The organism is Modestobacter versicolor, from assembly GCF_014195485.1.
GTDB classification, from domain to species: domain Bacteria; phylum Actinomycetota; class Actinomycetes; order Mycobacteriales; family Geodermatophilaceae; genus Modestobacter; species Modestobacter versicolor.
Genome location: NZ_JACIBU010000001.1, coordinates 2,421,633 through 2,441,936 on the forward strand (window position 1 = coordinate 2,421,633; position 20,304 = coordinate 2,441,936).

Below are 20,304 nucleotides of genomic sequence, written 5' to 3' on the forward strand. Positions count from 1 at the left end.
TTGACGGAGGTCATCCGCTGGGGGGAGGCCCGCTCACCCCAGCGTGCCGGCCAGCCGCTCGAGCAGCGCACCGTGGATGCGGGCCAGGCCGCGGGGTGCGAACGTGCGCTCGAAGAAGCCACCGATGCCGGTCGCGCCGGTCCAGGTCGTGCGCGCGCGGACGGTGCTCGCGCCGCCGTCGGCCGGGTGCACGCTCCAGGTGGTGACCATGCTGGAGTTCGCGTCGCTCTCCACCAGCGTGCCGTCGGCCCCCTGGGTGACGACGACGTCCTGCTCGCGCACCCGCTTGGAGGTGGCCTGCAGCCGCCAGTGCACGCGGGTGCCCGAGCCCTGACCGCCCGCCTCGACGCGGTACTCGCTGTACTGCTCGGGAAGCACCGCGGGGCGGGTGGTGGTGTAGTCGGCGAGCGCGGCGCGGACGACGTCCGGCGGTGCCTGCACGACCCGTTCAGCTGTGGCGACGACCTGACCCATGCCGCCCATCCTGCCCGGTCACCCCGGGTGGCCCTCCTCGGCGTTGAGGTACCGGCAGCGGAACCGGGCGTTCGACATCGCCTCGGTGAACCGCGCCTCCCAGAGCGGGTCCTTGGCCGGGAAGGTCTCGAAGACCCGTTCCTCCAGCACCTCGGGGAGTCCGTCGGGGCCCACGCAGCTGCGGCGGAGCAGGACCCGGGTGGTGCCCTCGACCTCGTCGTGCGCGGTGGTCCAGCGGGCGGCCTCGAGGGCGCGGGCCCGGCGGGCGCGGTCCCGGGCCGGCAGCCCGGCGGCGCCCGGCGGCTGCTGCTGCAGCGTCCACGCCCAGCGGACGAGCAGGACGACGACGGCGATCAGCACCAGCGCGGCGAGGACGGCGCCCATGCCGGGAACGGTAGTGCTCCGGACCGCCTGGGCAGCCCGGAGCACCACTGCTCTCCTGGGGTCAGATGCCGGTCTCCCGGGACTAGATGTCGGCGGGGGCCTCGGTGAGGCTGTGCGCGCCGCAGGTGCAGGTGCCGCCGTTGCGGGCGGAGAGGACCAGGGAGACCGCGTGCGCCCGGTCACGGGCACCCAGCTTGCGCAGGATCGCCTTCACGTGGGACTTCACCGTGTCCTCGGAGATGAACAGGTTCTTCCCGATCTGCCGGTTCGACTGCCCCTGCAGCAGCTCGTCGAGCACATCGGACTCCCGACGGGTCAACGGCACCTCCGGGGTCAGCTCGCGGGCCACCGGCACCTCACCGGCCTCCCCACGACGGATCTGCGGGTCCACCACGGTGCGCCCGGCGCGAGCCGCCAGCACCGCCCAGCCCAGCAACGTCGGCGAGGTGTTCATCAGCAGGTAGCCACGCACCCCAGCAGCCAGCGCCTCGTTGACCACAGCCGGGTCCTCCGAGGTCGCCAGCGCCACGATCGCCAGCGTCGGGAACCGCCGCCGCAGGTCCCGGCACGCGTTCAGCGTCGCACCACGACCGGCACCCAGCTCCACGACCACCGCGTCCGGACGGGCGGTCTCGGCCAGCGTCAGCGCCCGCCGCGGCTCACCGGGAGTACCCACCGCCTGCAGACCGGCGGTCTCGTTGACCATGCCGATCAGCCCACGGCGCAGCACCGGCGCGTCGGCCAGGATCAGGACGCGGGTGACGCCGCGGGAAGCGGCCAGAGGGGTGGACACGGTAGGGGCTCCGCTCACGTTCGGTGACTTGCTGACGAGCAGTAGATCGACCGGGTGAACGGACTCCTTGAGGAACTTCTCCGCGCCGGTCCCGGAGCGTGACCGGCCGACGCTCAGGGGCGCGGGTCGGTCCGCGTCCAGCCGCGCTCGTCCCGACGGGCGCCGAGGCCGGCCGCGCAGCGCCGGCAGACCTCCTGCACCTCCTCCGCGTGCCGGCCGGACTCCGGCTGCACGTCGGCCCAGCTGACGTGCGGGAAGCGGAGCAGCCGCGACCTGCTCAGCGACAGCCCGCAGACGGTCTCGTTGCGGCCCTGCTGCCAGCCGTGCACCTCGCCGGCGGGGTAGCGGATGCCGTCGTCGGGGTCGGTCCACTGGTCGGCGGCGGCGACCGCCGCGGTGCGCGTGCCCATCTCCCGCCGTTACCCCGCCGGCCGGGCGCTCAGTGGGCCAGTTTCAGCCCGACGACGCAGCCGACGATCCCGGCGAGCAGGAGCACCCGGACGACGGAGACCGGCTCCTGCCCGGAGGCCATCGCGTACCCGGCGGTGAGGGCGGCGCCGATGCCCACCCAGACGGCGTAGGCGGTGCCGACCGGCAGGCCGCGCATCGCGTAGGCGAGGCCGGCCATGCTGGCGGTGAGCGCGACGGCGAAGACGACGGTCGGCACCCAGCGGGTGAACCCCTGGGTGCGGTCGAGCGCGGTGGCCCAGACGGCCTCGAGGACGCCGGACAGGACGAGGACGAGCCAGTACACGGGGTTCTCCTGGAACGCCGTCTTGTCGCTGTCCGGGTACGGCGTACTCGTCCGGGGGTCCGGTTCCAGACCCGCCGTCCAGGGTGTCACGTCCCGGACGGCGGCGCTGGTCTGCTCAGCGGCGGTAGCGGGCCGGCCGCCGGACGGTGTCCTCCCGCGCCCAGGCGGTGCTCCCCCAGGTCACCTGCTCCGGCGCGGGCACCGGCAGCGGGTCGCCGTAGGAGGTGATGTCCAGCCGGCTCAGCCGCCCGCCCTCCACGAAGAGCAGCACGCCGCCGGCCGGGCGGCCGTCCGCGCCCGCGACGGTGCCCTCGACCGGGGCGGCCCCCGCGGCAGGGGCGCCCGGTGCGTCGTCCGGGACGTGCAGGTCGAGGGTCCCGCAGCCGCAGGTGCAGCCCGAGGTCGCCGTCGTCCGGTCGAGCTGCGCCCGCAGCTCAGCGGCGCCGGGGAAGTCGTGGGAGAGCAGGGCGTCGAGGAGTCCGCGCTCGGTCGTGGTCAGCGGCCGGGGAGCCGGGTGCGCAGCAGCCATGACCGCCAGTCTCGCCGACGGAGGTCAGCGGCGAGCCAGGGCCCGGCCGTCGGGCAGCGTGCGGGCGCTGAGCAGTGCGACCAGGGAGCCGCTGTCGGCGCGCACGACCTCGCCGCTCCCCCAGGCCCACCCGGTGTCGGTGGCCTCGAGGCGGACGCCGGTCAGGTCGACGCCGAACCAGGCGCCGTCAGCGGCGACGAGCTGGTCGAGCAGCGCGGTCAGCGCCTCGGCCGGGGCGACCGCGGGCCGGTCGAGCGCGACGGTGACGTCGAGGGAGTGGATGGCGGCGTGGCTGAGGGCGCCCACCGCCCCGCCGCCCGGCGGCTGCCAGGCGTGCAGCACCGGGGAGCGCAGCGCGGCCAGCAGGTCGGCGTGCGGCAGCGCGCCGTCGCGCGCGGCCACGGTGTCCGAGAGCACGCCGAAGTCGCCGCGCGCCGCCGCCATCTCGGCGCCGAACTGCTCGGGCGTCAGCCGGGCCGCCATCGTCACGTGCGCGACCACGTTGCGCACCTGCCACCCCGCGCACAGCGACGGGGCGTCCCAGGTCTCGTCGGGCGCAGCGTCGAGCAGGTCGGCGAGGCCCTCGCAGGTCGGGGCCACCCAGGTCTGCAGATCGGTCACGAGGACACCTCTCGACGCACGTGCGGGGCTGCCGGACCGACGGCCGCTGGTGCCCCCGGCAGGATTCGAACCTGCGGCACACGGTTTAGGAAACCGATGCTCTATCCCCTGAGCTACGGGGGCTCGTCGGGGCGCGAGCAGCGCCGCCGACCGGGGTGTGCGGCAACGAGGCTAGCTGGCCGTCACCGGCAGCCGCGGGAACATCCCCGTGGGTGAACTCGTGGGAAGAGATGCGGGCGACGACGTGTCGCAACCGTTACCTTGTCCGAGCACGCACGAGCCCCTGGCAACGGCGCCGGAGGCGCGGGAGGTGGAGAACGGCATGGAGATCACGGTGGTCGACGTCCCCGAGCGCGGGCGCTTCGAGATCCGCGACGGCGAGCAGGTCGTCGGGCTGGCCAGCTACCACGTCGAGGGCGACGTCATGACGCTCCCGCACACCGAGGTCGACCCCGCCCGGGGCGGCCGCGGCCTGGGCACGCAGCTGGTCGCCGGCGTCCTCACCGCCGCCCGCGAGCGGCACCTGCACGTGCTGCCCTACTGCTCCTTCGTCCGCAAGTACCTGCTCGACCACCCCGAGGAGCTCGACCTCGTCGCCGAGGCCGACCGCCCCACGTTCGGGCTGGCCACCGCCAACAGCTGACCTGCGGTGCGCAACCGGGTTGCCTAGGCTCGGTGAGGTGCCCACCGCGCTGATCTGGTTCCGCCGCGACCTCCGGCTGGGCGACCACCCGGCCCTGCTGGCCGCGATCGAGGCGGCCGGACCCGACGGCACCGTCGTCCCGGTCTTCGTCTTCGACGACCGGCTCTACGGCCCCTCGGGCGACCCACGCCGGGCCTTCCTGCTCGACTGCCTGGCTGACCTGCACGAGCAGACCGGCGGGGCGCTGGTGATCCGCACCGGCGACCCGGCGCAGGTGCTCCCCCGGGTGGTCGAGGAGCTGGGGGCCGGATCGGTGCACGTCACCGCCGACGCCGGCCCCTACGGCCGGCAGCGCGACGCAGCCGTCGAGCGAGCGCTGGGCGAGGTCCCGTTCGTGCGCACCGGGTCCCCGTACCTGGTCGCCCCCGGCCGGGTCGTCAAGCGCGACGGCACCCCGTTCCAGGTGTTCTCGCCGTTCTCCCGGGCCTGGCGCGAGCACGGCTGGCACGCTCCCGCGCCGCGGCCCGACGACGTCCCGTGGGCGACCGGCGTGCGCTCCGACGACCCGCCGCCGCGACCCGACCTGGACGGCGTCCGGTTGCCCCCGGCCGGTGAGGCCGCCGGGCTCGAGGCCTGGGCGCGCTTCCGCGACGAGCGGCTGCTCGGGTACGCCGCGGGCCGCAACACGCCGGGCACCAACGGCACCAGCCGGCTCTCGGCCTACCTGAAGTACGGCTGCGTGCACCCGCGCACGCTGCTCGCCGACCTGGCCGCGCGCGACGACGGCGGGGAGTCGGTGCGCCGCTACACCGACGAGCTGGCCTGGCGGGACTTCTACGCCGACGTCCTCTGGCACCGCCCCGACTCCGCCCGGGCCTACCTCAAGCCCGAGCTGCAGTCGATGGCCTACGACTCCGGCCCGCACGCCGACGAGCTGCTGGAGGCGTGGCGGACCGGCCGCACCGGCTTCCCGATCGTCGACGCCGGGATGCGGCAGATGCTCGGGGAGGCCTACGTGCACAACCGGGTGCGGATGATCGTCGCGTCGTTCCTGGTGAAGGACCTGCACCAGGAGTGGACGGTGGGCGCCAAGGTCTTCATGGAGCACCTGGTCGACGGCGACCTGGCCAGCAACCAGCACGGCTGGCAGTGGGTGGCCGGCTCCGGCACCGACGCCTCGCCCTACTACCGGGTGTTCAACCCGATCACCCAGGGCAAGAAGTTCGACCCCGACGGCACCTACGTCAAGCAGTGGGTGCCCGAGCTGCGCGACCTGGACCCGAAGTACGTGCACGAGCCGTGGACGGCGCCCGGCGGCGTCCCGGCCGGCTACCCGGAGCCGATCGTCGACCACGCCCACGAGCGCCAGGTCAGCCTCGACCGCTACGCCGCCGTCCGCGCCCGCTGACGGAGGACCCCCCTGCCCTCCACTGCGCGCGAGCTCGCAGCGGGCCCCCGCAGGGGGGCCGAAGCGTTGCGGATCGTCACCCCGCCGGCCACCGCGACCAGCACGATGCCGGCGGCGGTGGGCAGCCGGAGCGTCTCGTCCAGCAGGCCGACCCCGATCACGGCGGCCAGCAGCGGGTCGAGCGCGAAGAGCACCGCCACGGTCGGCGCCCCGATCAGCGAGACCGCCGTGACGTCGGCGCTGAACGCGATCGCCACGCCCAGCAGACCCGAGACGGCGAGCACGCCGAGGTCCGGCCAGGTCAGCTGCGGCACCACCGGTACCGACACCGGGAGCAGCAGGACGGCGGCGACGGCCACCGACAGGGCGAGCCCGCCCATCCCGCGGCCCGCGCCGCCCATCCGGCCGGCGAGCACCGTGTACAGCCCGAAGCCGGCCGCGCTGCACAGCGCGAAGGCGACGCCGACGGCGTCCACCTGCCCGCCGGGGCCCGCGATCAGCCCGATCCCCACCAGGCCGACGACCGGCCAGACGACCGCGCGCGCCCGCCGGATTCCGGCGACCGCGACGACGAACGGACCGAGGAAGTCGATCGTCACGACCAGCCCCAGCGGCAGCCGCTCCAGCGCCAGGTAGAGGCAGACGTTCATCACCGCGAGCACCGTGCCGAAGGCGACGATGGCGAGCTGGTCCTCCCGGCTGCGGCCCCGCAGCCGCGGTCGGGTGACCAGCAGCAGGACGACGGCGGCGATCGCGAACCGCAGCCCGCTGACGCCCGGCGGCCCGAGCCGGGCGAAGAGCCCGTGCGCGGTCGTGGCCGACAGCTGGATGCCGAGCGAGGCGACGACGACGAGCCCGGCGGCGCACGCCGCCCGGGACCGCGGGCTCCGCGGCGCTGCTGGGACGGCGTGCACGGGCCCACCTCCCTGACGACGGGTGCGATCGGACGCACCGCCGTCGCACCCGGGGAGAGGGCTCCGGACGACCGGCACGTACCTGCCGGCTGGGTCGCCGTCGCACCGCCGCGCGCCGCCCCCGGCGCGTCGTGCTGCGATGCCGGTGGGTCACCGGCCGGGTGTCGCCGCGGTCACGCGTCCTGTCGTGGCGGACGGCGTCGGCGCAGGTGAAGCTGGGGTCATGTCGCTGCGAGCCGCCCGTGCCTGAGGGCCACACCCTGTTCCGGCTGGCCCGCGAGCAGCAGGCCGCGTTCGCCGGCCGCGAGGTGCACGTGACCAGCCCGCAGGGCCGCTTCGCCGGGCAGGCCGAGCTGCTCGACGGCCGGGTGCTCGACGAGGTCACGTCCTACGGCAAGCACCTGTTCGCGTTCTTCGGCCCGGACGTCGTCCACGTGCACCTGGGCCTGTACGGGAAGTTCACCTCCGGTACGGGGCTGCCGCCCGTCCCCCGGGGCGCCCTCCGGATGCGCTGGGAGGGCCCGGGCGAGGACGGCGAGGGCGTGTGGACCGACCTGCGCGGCGCCACCGCCTGCGACCTGATCACCGACGGCGAGGTGCAGCTGATCCTCGACCGGCTGGGCCCCGACCCGCTGCGCAAGCGCTCGGACCCGGCCAGGGCGTTCGCCCGGATCTCCCGCAGCAGGGTCGCGATCGGCGCGCTGCTCATGGACCAGGCCGTGCTCGCCGGGGTCGGCAACGTCTACCGGGCGGAGGTCCTGTTCCGGCAGCGGATGAGCCCGTTCCGCCCCGGCCGGGGGGTCGACGCGGCCAGCTGGGAGGCGATGTGGGCCGACCTCGTCGTCCTGATGCGCGCCGGGGTCAAGGCGGGCCGGATCGTGACCACCGAGCGCGCCGACCGGGACCGCAGGCGTGGCCCGGCGCTCCGGGAGGACGCCCACTACGTCTACCGGCGCACCGGGCTGCCGTGCCGGATCTGCGGCACGGAGGTGCGCACCGAGGTCATGGTCGGCCGCAACCTCTTCTGGTGCCCGACCTGCCAGGCGGTGTGACCGGCCCGCCGGTCGGGCACCGGCGGGCCACCACCGGCTAGAGGGCGCCCTTGGTGGAGTCGCCGGCCGGCAGGGCGGTGAGCATCCGGACGCCGATCGGCTCGGTCAGGTCCTCCTTGATCCCCTCGGCGAGCTGGTTGAACGTCTCGCCGGCACCGTGCGCCTTGACGTCGTCCTGGCTCGCCCAGCGCTCGATCATCACGAACCCGTAGCCGTCCTCGTGCAGCGCGTACAGCTCGCAGCCGGCCTCCTCGTGCACCTTCGGGATGGCCGCGGTGATCGCCTCACGGACGGCGTCGGCCCGGCCAGGCTTGGGCGAGATGGTGGCGACGATCAGGATGGACACGAAGGCTCCTCAGCGGTGGTCGGGCACGGCTGCCCGGGTTCACCCTGGCGCCTACCCGTCCTGGGGACGACGATGCGGGCGTGGCCGAACCCGTGGTGCCCGCCCGCCGCCCGCTGCGGGTCGCCGTGGTCGGCGCAGGGCCGGCGGGCATCTACGCCGCCGACGCCCTCGCGGGGCAGGACGACGTCCCGGTCGCCGTCGACCTGGTCGACCGGCTGCCCACCCCGTTCGGCCTGGTGCGGCACGGCATCGCCCCGGACCACCTCAAGATGCGCGCGCTGCGCGAGACGCTGCACCACACCCTGGACCACGAGCGGGTGCGGTTCGTCGGCAACGTCGAGATCGGCACCGACCTGTCGCTCGAGGAGCTGCGCCGGCACGTCGATGCCGTCGTCTACACCTACGGCGCGGCCGGTGACCGCAAGCTCGGCATCCCCGGCGAGGAGCTGCCCGGCAGCCTGGCCGCCACCGACGTCGTCGCCTGGTACTGCGGGCACCCCGACGCCGACCGGGCACGGGTCGAGCAGGCCGTCGTCCGGGCCCGGGACGTCGTGGTCGTCGGCGTGGGCAACGTCGCGCTGGACGTCGCCCGGGTGCTGGCCCGCTCCCCCGCCGAGCTGCACCCCACCGAGATGCCGCAGCACGTGCTGGACACCCTCGCCGCCGCCCCGGTGGAACGGGTGACCGTGCTGGGCCGTCGCGGCCCCGCGCAGGCCAGCTTCACCACCCAGGAGCTGCGCGAGCTCGGCCACCTCGCCGCGGCCACCGTGCTCGTCGACCCGGCCGACCTGGCACCGGACCCGGCCACCGACGCGCTGGCCGCCGAGGACCGGCACGTCGCCCGCAACCTCGCCGCGCTCGCCGACTACGCCGGGCACGAGGCAGCGCCGGGCACGGTGAGCCTGCGGCTGCGCTTCCGCGCCCGGCCGGTGCGGCTGCTCGGCACCGACCGGGTCACCGGCGTCGAGGTGGAGCGCACGACCGTCGACCACGAGGGCCGGGCGGTCGGCACCGGCGAGCTCGACGTCGTCCCCGCCGACCTGGTGGTGCGCTCGGTCGGCTACCACGGGCACGCGCTGCCCGGGCTGCCGCTGGACGGCGGCACGGTGCCGCACCAGGCCGGCCGGGTGCTCCGGGACGGCGTCCCGAGCACCGGCGAGTACGTCGCCGGCTGGATCAAGCGCGGCCCGACCGGCGTCGTCGGCACCAACAAGCACGACGCCCGGGAGACCGTCGCGTCGCTGCTCGCCGACGTCGCGTCCGGGGTGCTCCGGCCCGGCGGGGACGACGACTGGGTCGACACCCTGCTGGCGCGCGGCGGTCACCCGGTGCTGCTGGCCGACTGGCGGGCCATCGACGCCGCGGAGATCGCGCTGGGCGCCGTGCACGGGCGGGCCCGCACGACGCTGCACGAGCGGGAGGCCCTGCTCGCGGCGGTGCGGGCCGCCGCTGCCGAGGTCGAGGGCTGACGGTGCTGCCGCTCGTCGCGGCCGGCGCGCTGTACGTGCTGGTCTGCGCGGTGCTCGGCGGGTCACTGCCGGAGTCGGTGCCGGTGCTGTTCGACCGGGACCTGGTCGCCAGCCGGTTCGTCGGGCGCGAGGCCTTCCTGCTGCTGGCCACCGCGGTCGGCGCGGGGGTCGCCGTGCTGACCGCCGCGGCCGTGGCCCTGGTCCGGTGGTACGCCCCGACGGCGACGGCCCGGCAGGCCGAGCTCCGCCGGCTCGTCGCGGCCGACCTGCTGCAGCTGGGCACCGCCACCCTGGTCTTCCTCAGCCTGGAGCTGGCGCTGGCATACGGCCCGGGGGACGGGGGCGGCGACCAACCCGCCTCGATGGCCGTGACCGACGTCGTGCACCGGCTGCCGTCCGCCGCGGTCGTGGCGCTGGTGGCCCACCTGGTCTGGCTCCTGTGGTGGGCCGGCTGGCGGCTGCCCCGCCGCTACCGCCGACCCGCTGCCCGTACGGCAGACTCGGTCACGTGAGCGGCCCCGTGCAGACCTCCCCCGCTACCACGATGATCTCCTTCGCCCGTGGTGCCCCGTCCACCGACATCGTCGACGTCGAGGGCCTCAAGCAGGCCGCCGTCACCGCGTTCGACACCGACCCCGCGGGGATGACCGGGTACGGGACGGCGGTCGGCTACGTGCCGCTGCGCAGGTGGATCGCCGAGAAGCACGGCGTGCCGGTCGAGCACGTGCTGGTCACCAACGGCTCGATGCAGGCCGACGCGTTCCTCTTCGACGAGCTGGCCACCCCCGGCGCCGCCGTCATCACCGAGCGGCCCACCTACGACCGCACCCTGCTCGGCCTGCGCAACCGAGGCGCCGACGTGCACCTGGTGACGCTGGAGGAGGACGGGATCGCCGTCGAGGAGGTGGCCGCCCTGCTCGAGGGCGGGCTGCGCCCGACGCTGGCCCACGTCATCCCCAACTTCCAGAACCCGGCCGGCTACACGCTCTCCCTCGCCAAGCGGGAGCGGCTGCTGGAGCTGGCTCGGGAGCACGGGTTCGTGCTGTTCGAGGACGACCCGTACGTCGACATCCGGTTCAGCGGGGAGCCGCTGCCGCGGATGCTGGAGCTCGACGGCGGGGCGGCCAGCGAGCACGTCGTCTACGCCTCGTCGTTCTCCAAGACCGTGTGCCCGGGCATCCGGGTCGGCTACCTGGTCGGCCCGCCCGCGCTGATCAAGAAGATCCAGGTGCGGGCCACCAACACCTACATCGCGCCGAACATGGTCGCCCAGGGCACCGTCTACGCCTACCTGCAGGGCGAGCGGTTCCCGGCGGCGCTGGAGCGGGTGAAGCAGGCGCTGGCCGAGCGGGTCGGGCTGCTCGACCAGGCGCTGCGCGCGCACCTGCCGCAGGCGACCTTCCGCCGTCCCGAGGGCGGCTACTTCCTGTGGGTGTCGCTGCCCGAGGGCGAGGGCCACGACGTCGCCCGGATCACCACCGAGGCCGCCGCCCGCGGGGTCGCCATCGTGCCGGGCACCGACTTCCTGCTGGAGGGCGGCGAGAACTCCTTCCGGCTCGCCTACTCCGCGGTGCAGCCCGGCGACGTCGACGAGGGCGTGCGCCGGCTGGCCGAGGCCATCGAGGCCGCGCGGGCCCAGGCCTGATCCACCGCGGGCACAGGAACCGCACCAGCGAGGGACGGACGGGTCTGCCTGCCACGATGCCCGCGTGGACACCTTCACGGAGATCGCCGACGAGCGCCGTCAGCTCGCTGCCCTGCTGTCGGGGCTGACCGGTGAGCAGCGGGCGACGCAGAGCCTGTGCAGCGCGTGGACCGTGCACGACGTGGTCGCGCACCTGGTGCTGCCCCTGGAGGTGAGCACCCCCAAGTTCGTCCTCGCCGTGCTGGCGTGCCGTGGCGACTTCGACCGGGCGAACGTCCGGCTGACCGGCGAGCAGGCGCGCCGCCCCTTCGACGACCTCGTCGAGGTGCTGCGCCGCAAGGCCGACTCGCGGTTCACCCCACCGGGGTCCGGTCCGGAGGCGCCCCTGACCGACCTGCTCGTGCACGGCCTGGACATCCGCTGGCCGCTGGGACTGGCGCGCGACGTCCCCCCGGAACGCCTGCGGACGTCGCTGACCCACCTGACCACCGCGCGGGTGAGCGGCGTGGTGCCCAAGGGCGCGCTGAGCGGGTTGCGCTTCGAGGCGGACGACGTCGACTGGGCTCGCGGCAGCGGTCCCACCGTGCGCGGCAGAGCCGAGGCCCTGCTGCTGGCGATGACCGGCCGCACCGCCGCGCTCGGTCACCTGAGCGGCGTCGGGGTGCCGGTCCTGCGTGGCCGGCTGGCCTGACCCGGCCCCCACGCGCCGGAGCTTGTGCTCTGCTCCCCGGCGGGGAGCAGAGCACAAGCCTCGCTCAGCCCGAGTTGCGCAGGGCGGTGGCGACGCCGTTCACCGACAGCTGGATGCAGCGGCGCACCAGCTCGTCGTCGTCCCCACCCCGGCGGCGGCGCAGCATCTCCACCTGCAGGTGGTGCAACGGCTCCAGGTACGGGAACCGGTTGCGGATCGACCGGGCCAGCGACGGGTTGTCGGCCAGCAGGTGGTCGTCGCCGGTGATGGCGAGCAGCACCCGCACCGACCGCTCGTGCTCGGCGGTGATCTGGCTGAACACCCGCTCGCGCAGCTCCGGGTCGGGCACCAGCTCGGCGTAGCGGGCGGCCAGCTCCAGGTCGGTCTTGGCCAGCACCATCCCCATGTTCGACAGCACCGTGCGGAAGAACGGCCACCGCTGGTGCAGCCGCTGCAGGTGCGCCAGCCGCTCCGGCGACCCGGCCACCCACGAGTCGAGCGCCGACCCGGTGCCGTACCAGCCGGGCAGCATGATCCGGGCCTGCGACCAGCTGAACACCCACGGGATGGCCCGCAGGTCGCTGATGCTGTCGCCGGCCTTGCGCGACGGCGGCCGGCTGCCGATGTTCAGCTCGGCCAGCTCGCGCACCGGGGTCGCCGCGCGGAACCACTCGACGAAGCCGGGCGTCTCGTGCACCAGCGCGCTGTAGGCCCGCCGGGCGCGGGCGGCCAGGTCGTCGAAGAGCGCGTAGGTCTCCTCGGCGTCGTCCCCGAGGCCCTCGATGTCCAGCAGCGTCGACTCCAGGGTGGCCGCGACCAGGGCCTCCAGGTTGCGGCGGGCCAGCTGCGGGGAGGCGTACTTGGCGGCGATCACCTCGCCCTGCTCGGTGATCCGCAGCGAGCCGGCGACCGAGCCGGGCGGCTGGGCCCGGATCGCCTCGTAGCTGGGGCCACCACCGCGACCGACGGTGCCGCCGCGGCCGTGGAACAGCCGCAACCGCACGCCCTCGCGGCGGGCGACCTCGACCAGCGCCAGCTCGGCGCGGTACAGCGCCCAGTTGGCGGCGAGGTAGCCGCCGTCCTTGTTGCTGTCGGAGTAGCCGAGCATGACCTCCTGGGCGTCGCCGCGGTCGGCCACCAGCGCCCGGTAGAGCGGGTGGTCGAGCATCGCGGTGAGGGTCGCGCCGGCCCCCTGCAGGTCCTCGATCGTCTCGAACAGCGGCGAGATGCCCACGCTGCAGCGCGGGCCGCCCTCGGCGCCGGGGTCGAGCAGGCCGACCTCCTTGAGCAGGACGGCGACCTCCAGCACGTCGCTCACCGACTCGCACATGCTGATCACGTAGTTCGGGATCGACTCGGGCCCCAGCAGGGCGATCTGGTCGGCGGCGGCGACCAGCAGGTCCAGCTCGCCGCGGGCCAGCTCGGACAGCTCGGCGTCCCGGCGCACCAGCGGGCGGCGCAGCTGCAGCTCACCGGTGAGCAGCTCGACCCGGGCCGCCTCGTCCAGGGTGGTGTAGTCCTCGCAGACGCCGGCCCAGGCCAGCAGCTCGCCGACGACCTCCTCGTGCACCGCGGAGTTCTGCCGCATGTCCAGCCCGCACAGGTGGAAGCCGAAGACCTCCACCGCCTCGCGCAGCCGGGCCAGCCGGTCGTCGGCCAGCGCGCCCGCGCCGTGCCCGCGCAGCGAGGTGTCGACCGTCTCCAGGTCGGCGATCAGCTCCTGCGGGCGGTCGTAGGGCGGCAGGACGGCGTCCGGGGCCGGGCCGGGCACCTCGCCCAGCACCCGCAGCGCGGTGGCGGCCAGCCGCCGGTAGATGCCGCGCAACGCCCGGCGGTAGGGCTCGTCGCCGCGGAACGGTGAGTCGTCGCCGGAGGCCTCGGCCAGCGCGTACAGCTCGTCGGTGGGGCTGACCAGCCGGTCGGACATCGACAGCTCGTCGGCCAGGCAGACCAGCTCGGCGAGGTGGTGGCGCAGTGCGGTGCGGGCCTGCTGGGTGGTCGCCCGGCGGACGGCGTCGGCGGTGACGAACGGGTTGCCGTCGCGGTCGCCGCCGATCCACGAGCCCGGCCGCAGCATCGGGGTGGCCAGCAGGTCGGCGTCCGGCCAGCGCTCGCGCAGCGCCCGGCGCAGCTCGGCGTTGATCTCCGGCACGACCTCGAACAGCGACAGGTCGTAGTAGCGCAGCGCCTCGTCGATCTCGTCGGCCAGCCGCAGCCGGCTCAGCCGCAGCAGCGCGGTCTGCCAGAGGGTGAGCACCTCGCGCCACAGCTGCGCCGACCAGGCGCGGTCGTCGACGTCGGCGCCGTCGCGCTGCCGCAGCAGGTCGCTGACCTGCCGCTGCACCTGCGAGATCGTCTTGCGGCGCACCTCGGTGGGGTGCGCGGTGACCACCGGGACGACGAGCGCGCCGGCCAGCTCGCGGGCGACGACGGCGGGGTCCAGGGCGGCGGCGTCCAGCAGGTCGAGGCTGGCCGCCAGGCTGCCCTTCTGCGGCGGCGACCCGGCGCGGCGGTGGTGCCGGCGGCGGCGCTCGTGGTGCACGTCCTCGGCGATGTTGGCCAGCAGCGAGAAGTGGCTGAACGCCCGGATGACGTGGGTGGCCTCGCGCGGGTCGAGGCCGGCGAGCCGCTCGGCCAGCTCCCCGCGGTCGACCTCGGAGCGGCGGATGCGGAACGCCTCGACCCGGGTGGACTCGACCAGCTCGAGCACGTCGGCGCCGGCCTGCTCGCCGATCACCTCGCCCAGCACCCGGCCCAGCAGCCGGATGTCCTCCCGCAGCGGGGCCTCGGAGGCGCGGTCGTCAGGCTCGGGCGGACCCCCGGGGGCTCGCAGGTCGGCGACGTCGACGGTTGCTTCGGACACGCGGGCAGTATCCGGTGCCGGTGTGACGCCCCGGTGTCGCGGGTTCAACCGCGACGGGAGGATGGCGGGGTGATCCGACTGCAGGCCGCCGCCGCCAGCCCCCGTCCCGCCGAGCACGGGGAGGGCCCGGTCTACGACGCCGCCGCCGACGAGCTGGTCTGGGTGGACATCACCGCGGGCCTGGTGCGGCGCGGGTCGGTCAGCGGCGACGACGTCCGGGACGTGGCCGAGCACCACGGCGGCGACACCGTGGGCTTCGTCGTCCCGGCTGCCACCGGCGGCTGGCTGCTCGGCGCCGGCGCGGGCATCACCCGGCTGAGCGCCGACGGCGACGCCACCGTGCTGCTCGAGCTGGCCGGCGAGGGCGGCTCGGAGGAGGCCGGGGGCACCCGGATGAACGACGGCGGCTGCGACCGGGCCGGCCGGTTCTTCGGCGGCACCATGGCCTTCGACGAGCGCCCCGGCGCCGGCAGCCTCTACCGGCTCGACCTCGACGGCACGGTCAGCACGGTGCTCGACGGGCTGACGGTCTCCAACGGCCTGGGCTGGTCGCCCGACGACCGCACCGTGTACCTGTCCGACTCCGGCGCGAAGACGGTGTGGGCTCATCCGTACGACCCGGACGCCGGCACCTTCGGCGAGCGCCGGGTGCTGCTGGACTTCAGCGACGACCCGGACGGCGTCGCCGACGGCCTGACCGTCGACGACGAGGGCTGCCTCTGGACGGCGCTGTGGGGCGGCGGCCAGGTGCGGCGGTACTCCCCCGACGGCGAGCTGCTCGCGGTGGTCGAGGTGCCGGCGGAGAACACCACGAGCTGCGCGTTCGTCGGCGACCTGCTGGTGATCAGCACCTCGGTGCACGGGCTGGACGACGCGGCGCGCGCCGCCCAGCCGGGCGCCGGGAAGCTGTTCACGGTGCGCCCCGGCGTGAGCGGCCCGCCCGCGAACCCCTACCGCGGCCCGCTCGACGCCCTCACCCAGCACTGACCAACCCGAGGATGGCCATGTTCGGGGTCATCGGGACCCCGGAGATGGCCATCTTCGGGGGCTTCAGTTGCCGAAGGCCTCGCGCCAGGCGGGCATCAGGTCGCGCTGCGCCCACTCCAGGTAGGGCTGCTGCTGGTCGCCGCCGATCTGCACCAGGGCCAGGTGGGTGAACCCGGCGTCCGCGTAGGCCTTCGCCGCCTCGATGACCGCCTCGACGTCGTCGCCGCACGGGATCGAGCCCTCGACGTCCTCCTCGCGGACGAACTGGCTGGCCGCGTCGAACCCGGCCGTGCCGGGCAGGTCGGCGTTGACCTTCCAGCCCAGCCCGAACCAGCGGAACAGCTGGTGGGCGCGGGTGACGGCGGCGGCCCTGTCGGTGCCGTAGCTGATCGGCATCTGCCCGACCCGGTCCTTGCCGGCACCACCGGCGGCCTCGAAGGTCTCGGTCAGCTCGGGCTTCGGCTCGGTGGCGATCAGCACGTCGGCGTACTCGGCGGCCAGCTGCACCGACTTCTCGCCCGACACCGCGATGCCGATCGGCACGCCGCCCTCGGGGAGGTCCCAGACCTTGCCGCCGTCCACGTCGTAGTACTGGCCGTGGAAGGTCGTGTAGCCGTCGCCGGCGAGCAGCTCCTTGATGATCTGCACGGCCTCGGCGAACATCTCGTGCCGGACGGCGACCGGCGGCCAGCCCTCGCCGATGACGTGCTCGTTGAGGTTCTCCCCGGCGCCCAGACCGAGGGTGAAGCGCCCGTCGGAGAGCAGCTGCAGGGTGGCCGCCTGCTGGGCGACGACGGCCGGGCGGTACCGCAGGATCGGGCAGGTCACGTAGGTCATCAGCGGGATCCGGCTGGTGGCCTGCGCCGCCGCACCCAGGGTGACCCAGGCGTTCGGCGCGTGGCCCATCTCGTCCAGCCACGGGAAGTAGTGGTCGCTGCTGACGGCGAAGTCGAACCCGGCCGCCTCGGCGCCGACCACGTGCGCGACCAGGTCCTTGGGCCCGGCCTGCTCGGTCATCATCGTGTAGCCCAGCTGCATGCTCATGGGCTGCCGCCTACCCCGCCGCCGGACCGGGCGAACCGGCCGGCGGCGGGGCAGGGATCAGCGCTCGCCCTGCAGCGCCTCGCGCAGCTTCACCTTGCCGCCGGTGCGCAGCAGCGCCCCGGAGTAGATCCGGCCACCGACCCGGACGATCACCGCGATGGTGACCAGCATGAGGACGACGGCGACCACGACCTCCCACCACTCCGCTCCGCCCGCGGCCTGCCGCACCGGCATGACCAGCGGCGACAGCCCGGGGACGAACGAGGTGACCGTGGCCAGCGTGCCGGTCGGGTCCTGCGCGGCCTGGATGGAGATGACGAAGCCGACGACCAGCAGCAGCGACGCCGGGGTGATCACGCTGCCCAGGTCCTCCTGCCGGCTGACCAGCGACGCCGCGGCGGCGAACACCGAGGCGTAGAAGGCGTAGCCCAGGACGAACCAGGCGACCACGGTGAGCACCGTGCCGATGAGCCGGCCGGGCAGCTCGACGACGTCGAAGGCCAGCGCCCCGGCCACGCCGACGACCGCGATGACCAGCATCTGCGCCAGGCCCAGCACGCCGAGCCCGAGGATCTTGCCGGCCAGCAGCTGCCAGGGCCGCATGGTGGCCAGCAGCAGCTCGACCACCCGGCTGGACTTCTCCTCCACGACGCCCTGGGCGACGAACTGGCCGAACAGGATGAGCAGGCTGTAGAGCACGACCACGCCGACCAGTGCCACGACGGCGGCCTCGAGGTCGGCGTCCGCGTCGGGGTCCAGCGCGACGACCTGGACCAGCGGGGGGCTCTCCAGCCGCACCCCGGACTCGGCCAGCTGCTGGTCGACGGACAGGCCCTGCAGCGCGCCCTGGACGAGCGACTCGACCTGCCCGCCGTCGTTCTCGACGAGCAGTTCCGGCCGCTCCCCCGTCGGGTCGACCAGGGCGGCGTCGATGTCGCCGTCCTCGACCGCGGTGCGGGCGGCACCCTCGTCGTCGTACGCGACGACCTCGACCTCGGTGTCCAGCGCCCCGCCCTGGGTCTCCAGCGCGGTGGAGACGTCGGAGCTGCCCCCGACCACGCCGACCCGGGTGGTGTCGGAGCCGCTGCTGATGGCCACCTGGAACACCAGCATGCCGAGGATCAGCACGATCAGGACGGCGGAGCCGATGAGGAAGCCCTTGTCCCGGACCCGGGTGGAGACCTCGCGGCCGGCGACCAGCCGGACCAGCTGGGCCGGGGTGTGCGGCGTGACGTCGGGGCGCTCGGTGGTCTCGGGGTGCACCGGGGCGGTCATGCCGCCACCTCCCGGGTGTCGGTGACGGCGTCGCGGAACAGCTCGACGAGGGTGGGCTGGCGCCAGGCGAAGTGGGTGACCCGGCCGGTGGCCAGCGCCGCGGCCAGCACCTGCTGGTCGTCGCCGCCGGGGCCCAGCTCGAGGACGACGTCCCCGCGCTGCTCGGAGACGACCCGGACCCCCGGTACCGCCGCCGCCCACCCCGGTGGTGCGTCCGGGGCGACCACCCGCAGCTGGCGGCCGACGGCGGAGGAGCGCAGCTCCTCGACGGTGCCGCTGGCGACGATCTTCCCGCGGGCGAGGATGCCGACGGCGTCGCAGAGCCGCTCGACGAGGTCCAGCTGGTGGCTGGAGAAGACGACCGGGACGCCGCGCCGGCACTGCTCGAGCAGCGCCTCGGCGAGGGAGTCGACGCCGACCGGGTCGAGGCCGGAGAACGGCTCGTCCAGGATCAGCACGTCGGGCTCGCTGACCAGCGCGGCGGCGAGCTGGACGCGCTGCTGGTTGCCGAGCGACAGCTTCTCCACCCGGTCACCGCGCCGCTCGCCCAGGCCGAGCCGCTCGGCCCAGGCCTCGGCGGCGCGGGCGGCCGGTGCAGCGGCCAGGCCGTGCAGCCGGGCGAAGTAGGTGAGCTGCTCGCCGACCTTCATCTTCGGGTAGAGGCCGCGCTCCTCGGGCATGTAGCCGATCCGGCGGCGGACGGCCTCGTCGACCGGCCGGCCGGCCCAGCGCACCTCCCCGGCGTCGGCGCGGGCCAGGCCCATCGCGATCCGCATCGTGGTGGTCTTGCCGGCGCCGTTGGAGCCGCAGAAGCCGAACATCTGCCCGGGGGCGACGCTGAAGCCGACTCCTTCCAGCACCTGGTTGCTGCCGTAGGCCTTGTACAGGCCGTCGAACTCGAGCACAGCTCCTCCGGGGGTCGACCGCTGGCGAGCGCCGTCACTTTCCATGTCGGAAAGACTGGCGCATCACTTTCCACATCGTCAAGTGGGTGTTCCGGTGTGTCGTCGTTCCGCGTGCCGACCGTATCGACGTCCCGCGCTGCGACACAGCTCCCGATCGGGTGTCATCAGGTCATGAGCACCGACGCCCACCCCGCGCAGCCACCCACCGGCGTCGGCCTCGCGGGCCTGCGCGAGGCTGCCGCCGGCTGCCGCGCCTGCGAGCTCTGGGAGCCGGCCACCCAGACGGTCTTCGGCGAGGGGCCGGAGACGGCCCGGGTCGTGTTCGTCGGGGAGCAGCCCGGCGACCAGGAGGACCGGGCGGGCGAGCCGTTCGTCGGTCCCGCCGGCCGGCTGCTGGACAAGGCGCTCGCCGACGCGGCCATCGACCGGCGCGACGCGTACATCACCAACGCGGTCAAGCACTTCCGGTTCACGCCCACGCCGAAGCGCCGGATCCACCAGTCGCCGGGCGCGGAGCACCTGATGGCCTGCCGCCCGTGGCTGGAGGCGGAGTTCGCCGTCCTGCAGCCGGAGGTGGTGGTGTGCCTGGGCGCGGTCGCGGCCAAGGCGCTGATCTCACCGTCGTTCCGGATCACCAAGGAGCGCGGGCAGCTGATGCCCTGGACGCCGCCCGGGCTGCGCGCTGCCGAGCTCGCCGAGCCCGGCGCCGACGGCGACGAGCCCGAGGAGGAGGTGCCCGCGCAGACCTGGATGCTGGCGACCGCCCACCCCTCGGCCGTGCTCCGGACGCCGGACGACGCCCGCGCCGCCGCCTACGACGCGCTGGTCGCCGACCTCAGGGTGGTGGCCGGCGCCCTCGCCTGACCCGGACGGCCGGCGTCAGACCAGGTCGGGCCAGCGCCCGAGCACGGTGCCGTCGTGCTCGGTGCTCGGCTCGTCGGCGTGCCCGCTGCAGCGGAACACCCGGCGTCCCTGGCCGGCGAAGGCCACGTCCGCGGGCGCCTCGCACGGCCGGTACCAGTTCCGGCCGCCGACGTTGCGCGAGCACGGGGGGCGGTGGGCCCGCTCCTCCTCGAGGACGCGGCGGGCCGCGGGCAGCGCGTGGTCCCGCAGCGCGGCGAGCACGTCGGCCGCGAGCGGGGCCGGCTCGTCGTCGGGCGTCACGCTCCACCAGTGGTCACCGGAGGAGCCCGGCAGCAGCGCGCCGACCCGCTCGAACCAGCCGAGCCCGTAGTCGGCGGTCGCGGCCGGCCGGGCCGGGCACCGCCCCGCCGGCACGTCCTCCGCCGCCCACAGCGCCTTGGACAGCACCCGCAGGTCGGCGGTGAAGGTCACCCGGTCCGCGGTCGACGTCTGCGACGCGTGGAAGCCGACGGTCACCCAGTGGGTGTCCGACGGCAGGGTCCACACCGACCCGGAGCCGGTCAGCCCCTCGGCGCGCAGCCCCGGCCCGACGTGGCCGGTCAGCAGCTCCCGGTACGCGTCCTGGGCCGTCACCGGGGCAACG

23 protein-coding genes, 1 tRNA gene and 1 riboswitch are annotated in these 20,304 nt (G+C 74.9%); of the genes, 9 read left to right on the forward strand and 15 right to left on the reverse strand.

Annotated features, from left to right (window positions below):
• Nucleotides 1-33: 33 nt before the first annotated feature.
• The 8 genes from FHX36_RS11865 to FHX36_RS11900 all read right to left on the reverse strand — a co-directional run bounded on the left by FHX36_RS11865 (nt 34) and on the right by FHX36_RS11900 (nt 3,678).
• Nucleotides 34-474 (reverse strand): SRPBCC family protein, encoded by a 441-nt coding sequence (locus FHX36_RS11865; RefSeq protein WP_110550309.1) that lies wholly within the window; start codon nt 472-474, stop codon nt 34-36.
• Between the two features lie 18 nt (nt 475-492).
• Complete coding sequence (locus tag FHX36_RS11870) at nt 493-858, reverse strand: hypothetical protein (protein ID WP_110550304.1); 366 nt, start codon at nt 856-858, stop codon at nt 493-495.
• An 82-nt stretch (nt 859-940) separates the two neighbouring features.
• Nucleotides 941-1,651, reverse strand: a complete 711-nt coding sequence (locus FHX36_RS11875) for a response regulator transcription factor (protein ID WP_110550305.1) — start codon at nt 1,649-1,651, stop codon at nt 941-943.
• Nucleotides 1,652-1,764: 113 nt separating this feature from the next.
• Nucleotides 1,765-2,061 carry a hypothetical protein gene (locus FHX36_RS11880; RefSeq protein ID WP_110550306.1) on the reverse strand — a complete coding sequence of 99 codons (297 nt, stop codon included), beginning with the start codon at nt 2,059-2,061 and terminating at the stop codon, nt 1,765-1,767.
• Nucleotides 2,062-2,090: 29 nt separating this feature from the next.
• Nucleotides 2,091-2,405, reverse strand: coding sequence for a DMT family transporter (locus FHX36_RS11885; RefSeq protein ID WP_110550307.1), 315 nt, complete (start codon nt 2,403-2,405; stop codon nt 2,091-2,093).
• 11 nt (nt 2,406-2,416) lie between these two features.
• Nucleotides 2,417-2,481: riboswitch (guanidine-III (ykkC-III) riboswitch) on the reverse strand.
• A gap of 39 nt (nt 2,482-2,520) precedes the next feature.
• The gene (locus FHX36_RS11890; RefSeq protein WP_110550308.1) at nt 2,521-2,934 is read right to left on the reverse strand and encodes a hypothetical protein; all 414 of its coding nucleotides are present in this window, start codon (nt 2,932-2,934) and stop codon (nt 2,521-2,523) included.
• A gap of 24 nt (nt 2,935-2,958) precedes the next feature.
• Nucleotides 2,959-3,555 carry a maleylpyruvate isomerase family mycothiol-dependent enzyme gene (locus tag FHX36_RS11895; protein WP_183513760.1) on the reverse strand — a complete coding sequence of 199 codons (597 nt, stop codon included), beginning with the start codon at nt 3,553-3,555 and terminating at the stop codon, nt 2,959-2,961.
• Nucleotides 3,556-3,602: 47 nt separating this feature from the next.
• Nucleotides 3,603-3,678, reverse strand: a tRNA-Arg gene (locus tag FHX36_RS11900).
• Nucleotides 3,679-3,877: 199 nt separating this feature from the next.
• Between FHX36_RS11900 and FHX36_RS11905 the strand changes: the two genes are divergently transcribed.
• The gene (locus FHX36_RS11905) at nt 3,878-4,198 is read left to right on the forward strand and encodes a GNAT family N-acetyltransferase (RefSeq protein ID WP_183513761.1); all 321 of its coding nucleotides are present in this window, start codon (nt 3,878-3,880) and stop codon (nt 4,196-4,198) included.
• 37 nt (nt 4,199-4,235) lie between these two features.
• On the forward strand, nt 4,236-5,606 hold the full coding sequence (locus FHX36_RS11910; protein ID WP_110550236.1) for a cryptochrome/photolyase family protein: 1,371 nt from the start codon (nt 4,236-4,238) through the stop codon (nt 5,604-5,606).
• On the opposite strand, the gene FHX36_RS11915 is transcribed toward FHX36_RS11910, so the two are convergent.
• Entirely contained in the window at nt 5,582-6,520 is a 939-nt protein-coding gene (locus FHX36_RS11915; RefSeq protein WP_110550235.1) for an EamA family transporter, read from the reverse strand. The two genes, FHX36_RS11910 and FHX36_RS11915, sit on opposite strands and share 25 nt — an antisense overlap.
• A gap of 242 nt (nt 6,521-6,762) precedes the next feature.
• Here FHX36_RS11915 and FHX36_RS11920 point away from each other — a divergent pair, with 242 nt between their 5' ends.
• Nucleotides 6,763-7,572: an Fpg/Nei family DNA glycosylase gene (locus FHX36_RS11920; protein ID WP_110550234.1), complete on the forward strand. Its 810-nt coding sequence runs from the start codon at nt 6,763-6,765 to the stop codon at nt 7,570-7,572.
• Nucleotides 7,573-7,609: 37 nt separating this feature from the next.
• Here FHX36_RS11920 and FHX36_RS11925 read toward each other — a convergent pair whose 3' ends face one another.
• On the reverse strand, nt 7,610-7,918 hold the full coding sequence (locus FHX36_RS11925) for a putative quinol monooxygenase (RefSeq protein ID WP_110550233.1): 309 nt from the start codon (nt 7,916-7,918) through the stop codon (nt 7,610-7,612).
• Nucleotides 7,919-7,998: 80 nt separating this feature from the next.
• On the opposite strand from FHX36_RS11925, the gene FHX36_RS11930 reads away from it, so the two are divergent.
• From FHX36_RS11930 to FHX36_RS11945, 4 genes are all read left to right on the forward strand, one after another.
• Nucleotides 7,999-9,387: an FAD-dependent oxidoreductase gene (locus FHX36_RS11930; protein ID WP_181428583.1), complete on the forward strand. Its 1,389-nt coding sequence runs from the start codon at nt 7,999-8,001 to the stop codon at nt 9,385-9,387.
• 2 nt (nt 9,388-9,389) lie between these two features.
• Complete coding sequence (locus FHX36_RS11935; protein WP_110550232.1) at nt 9,390-9,899, forward strand: hypothetical protein; 510 nt, start codon at nt 9,390-9,392, stop codon at nt 9,897-9,899.
• Nucleotides 9,896-11,032 carry an aminotransferase-like domain-containing protein gene (locus FHX36_RS11940; protein WP_110550231.1) on the forward strand — a complete coding sequence of 379 codons (1,137 nt, stop codon included), beginning with the start codon at nt 9,896-9,898 and terminating at the stop codon, nt 11,030-11,032. Before FHX36_RS11935 ends, FHX36_RS11940 begins: the two co-directional genes overlap by 4 nt.
• A gap of 64 nt (nt 11,033-11,096) precedes the next feature.
• Nucleotides 11,097-11,723, forward strand: coding sequence for a maleylpyruvate isomerase family mycothiol-dependent enzyme (locus FHX36_RS11945; protein ID WP_110550230.1), 627 nt, complete (start codon nt 11,097-11,099; stop codon nt 11,721-11,723).
• A 64-nt stretch (nt 11,724-11,787) separates the two neighbouring features.
• Here the strand turns inward: FHX36_RS11945 and ppc are convergent, their stop codons facing one another.
• Nucleotides 11,788-14,586, reverse strand: coding sequence for a phosphoenolpyruvate carboxylase (gene ppc / locus FHX36_RS11950; RefSeq protein ID WP_110550229.1), 2,799 nt, complete (start codon nt 14,584-14,586; stop codon nt 11,788-11,790).
• 69 nt (nt 14,587-14,655) lie between these two features.
• Here ppc and FHX36_RS11955 point away from each other — a divergent pair, with 69 nt between their 5' ends.
• Complete coding sequence (locus FHX36_RS11955) at nt 14,656-15,573, forward strand: SMP-30/gluconolactonase/LRE family protein (RefSeq protein ID WP_110550228.1); 918 nt, start codon at nt 14,656-14,658, stop codon at nt 15,571-15,573.
• Between the two features lie 63 nt (nt 15,574-15,636).
• On the opposite strand, the gene FHX36_RS11960 is transcribed toward FHX36_RS11955, so the two are convergent.
• From FHX36_RS11960 to FHX36_RS11970, 3 genes are read right to left on the reverse strand one after another with little or no spacing between them, the layout of a single operon-like run.
• Nucleotides 15,637-16,617: a TIGR03557 family F420-dependent LLM class oxidoreductase gene (locus FHX36_RS11960; RefSeq protein ID WP_110550227.1), complete on the reverse strand. Its 981-nt coding sequence runs from the start codon at nt 16,615-16,617 to the stop codon at nt 15,637-15,639.
• Between the two features lie 57 nt (nt 16,618-16,674).
• Nucleotides 16,675-17,892, reverse strand: coding sequence for an ABC transporter permease (locus tag FHX36_RS11965; protein ID WP_110550226.1), 1,218 nt, complete (start codon nt 17,890-17,892; stop codon nt 16,675-16,677).
• Complete coding sequence (locus tag FHX36_RS11970; RefSeq protein WP_110550225.1) at nt 17,889-18,797, reverse strand: ABC transporter ATP-binding protein; 909 nt, start codon at nt 18,795-18,797, stop codon at nt 17,889-17,891. The genes FHX36_RS11965 and FHX36_RS11970 overlap by 4 nt, the downstream gene beginning before the upstream one ends.
• Nucleotides 18,798-18,968: 171 nt before the next feature.
• Between FHX36_RS11970 and FHX36_RS11975 the strand changes: the two genes are divergently transcribed.
• Complete coding sequence (locus FHX36_RS11975; protein WP_110550224.1) at nt 18,969-19,661, forward strand: UdgX family uracil-DNA binding protein; 693 nt, start codon at nt 18,969-18,971, stop codon at nt 19,659-19,661.
• Nucleotides 19,662-19,676: 15 nt separating this feature from the next.
• On the opposite strand, the gene FHX36_RS11980 is transcribed toward FHX36_RS11975, so the two are convergent.
• Nucleotides 19,677-20,294: a DUF4304 domain-containing protein gene (locus tag FHX36_RS11980; protein WP_181428582.1), complete on the reverse strand. Its 618-nt coding sequence runs from the start codon at nt 20,292-20,294 to the stop codon at nt 19,677-19,679.
• Nucleotides 20,295-20,304 lie beyond the last annotated feature (10 nt).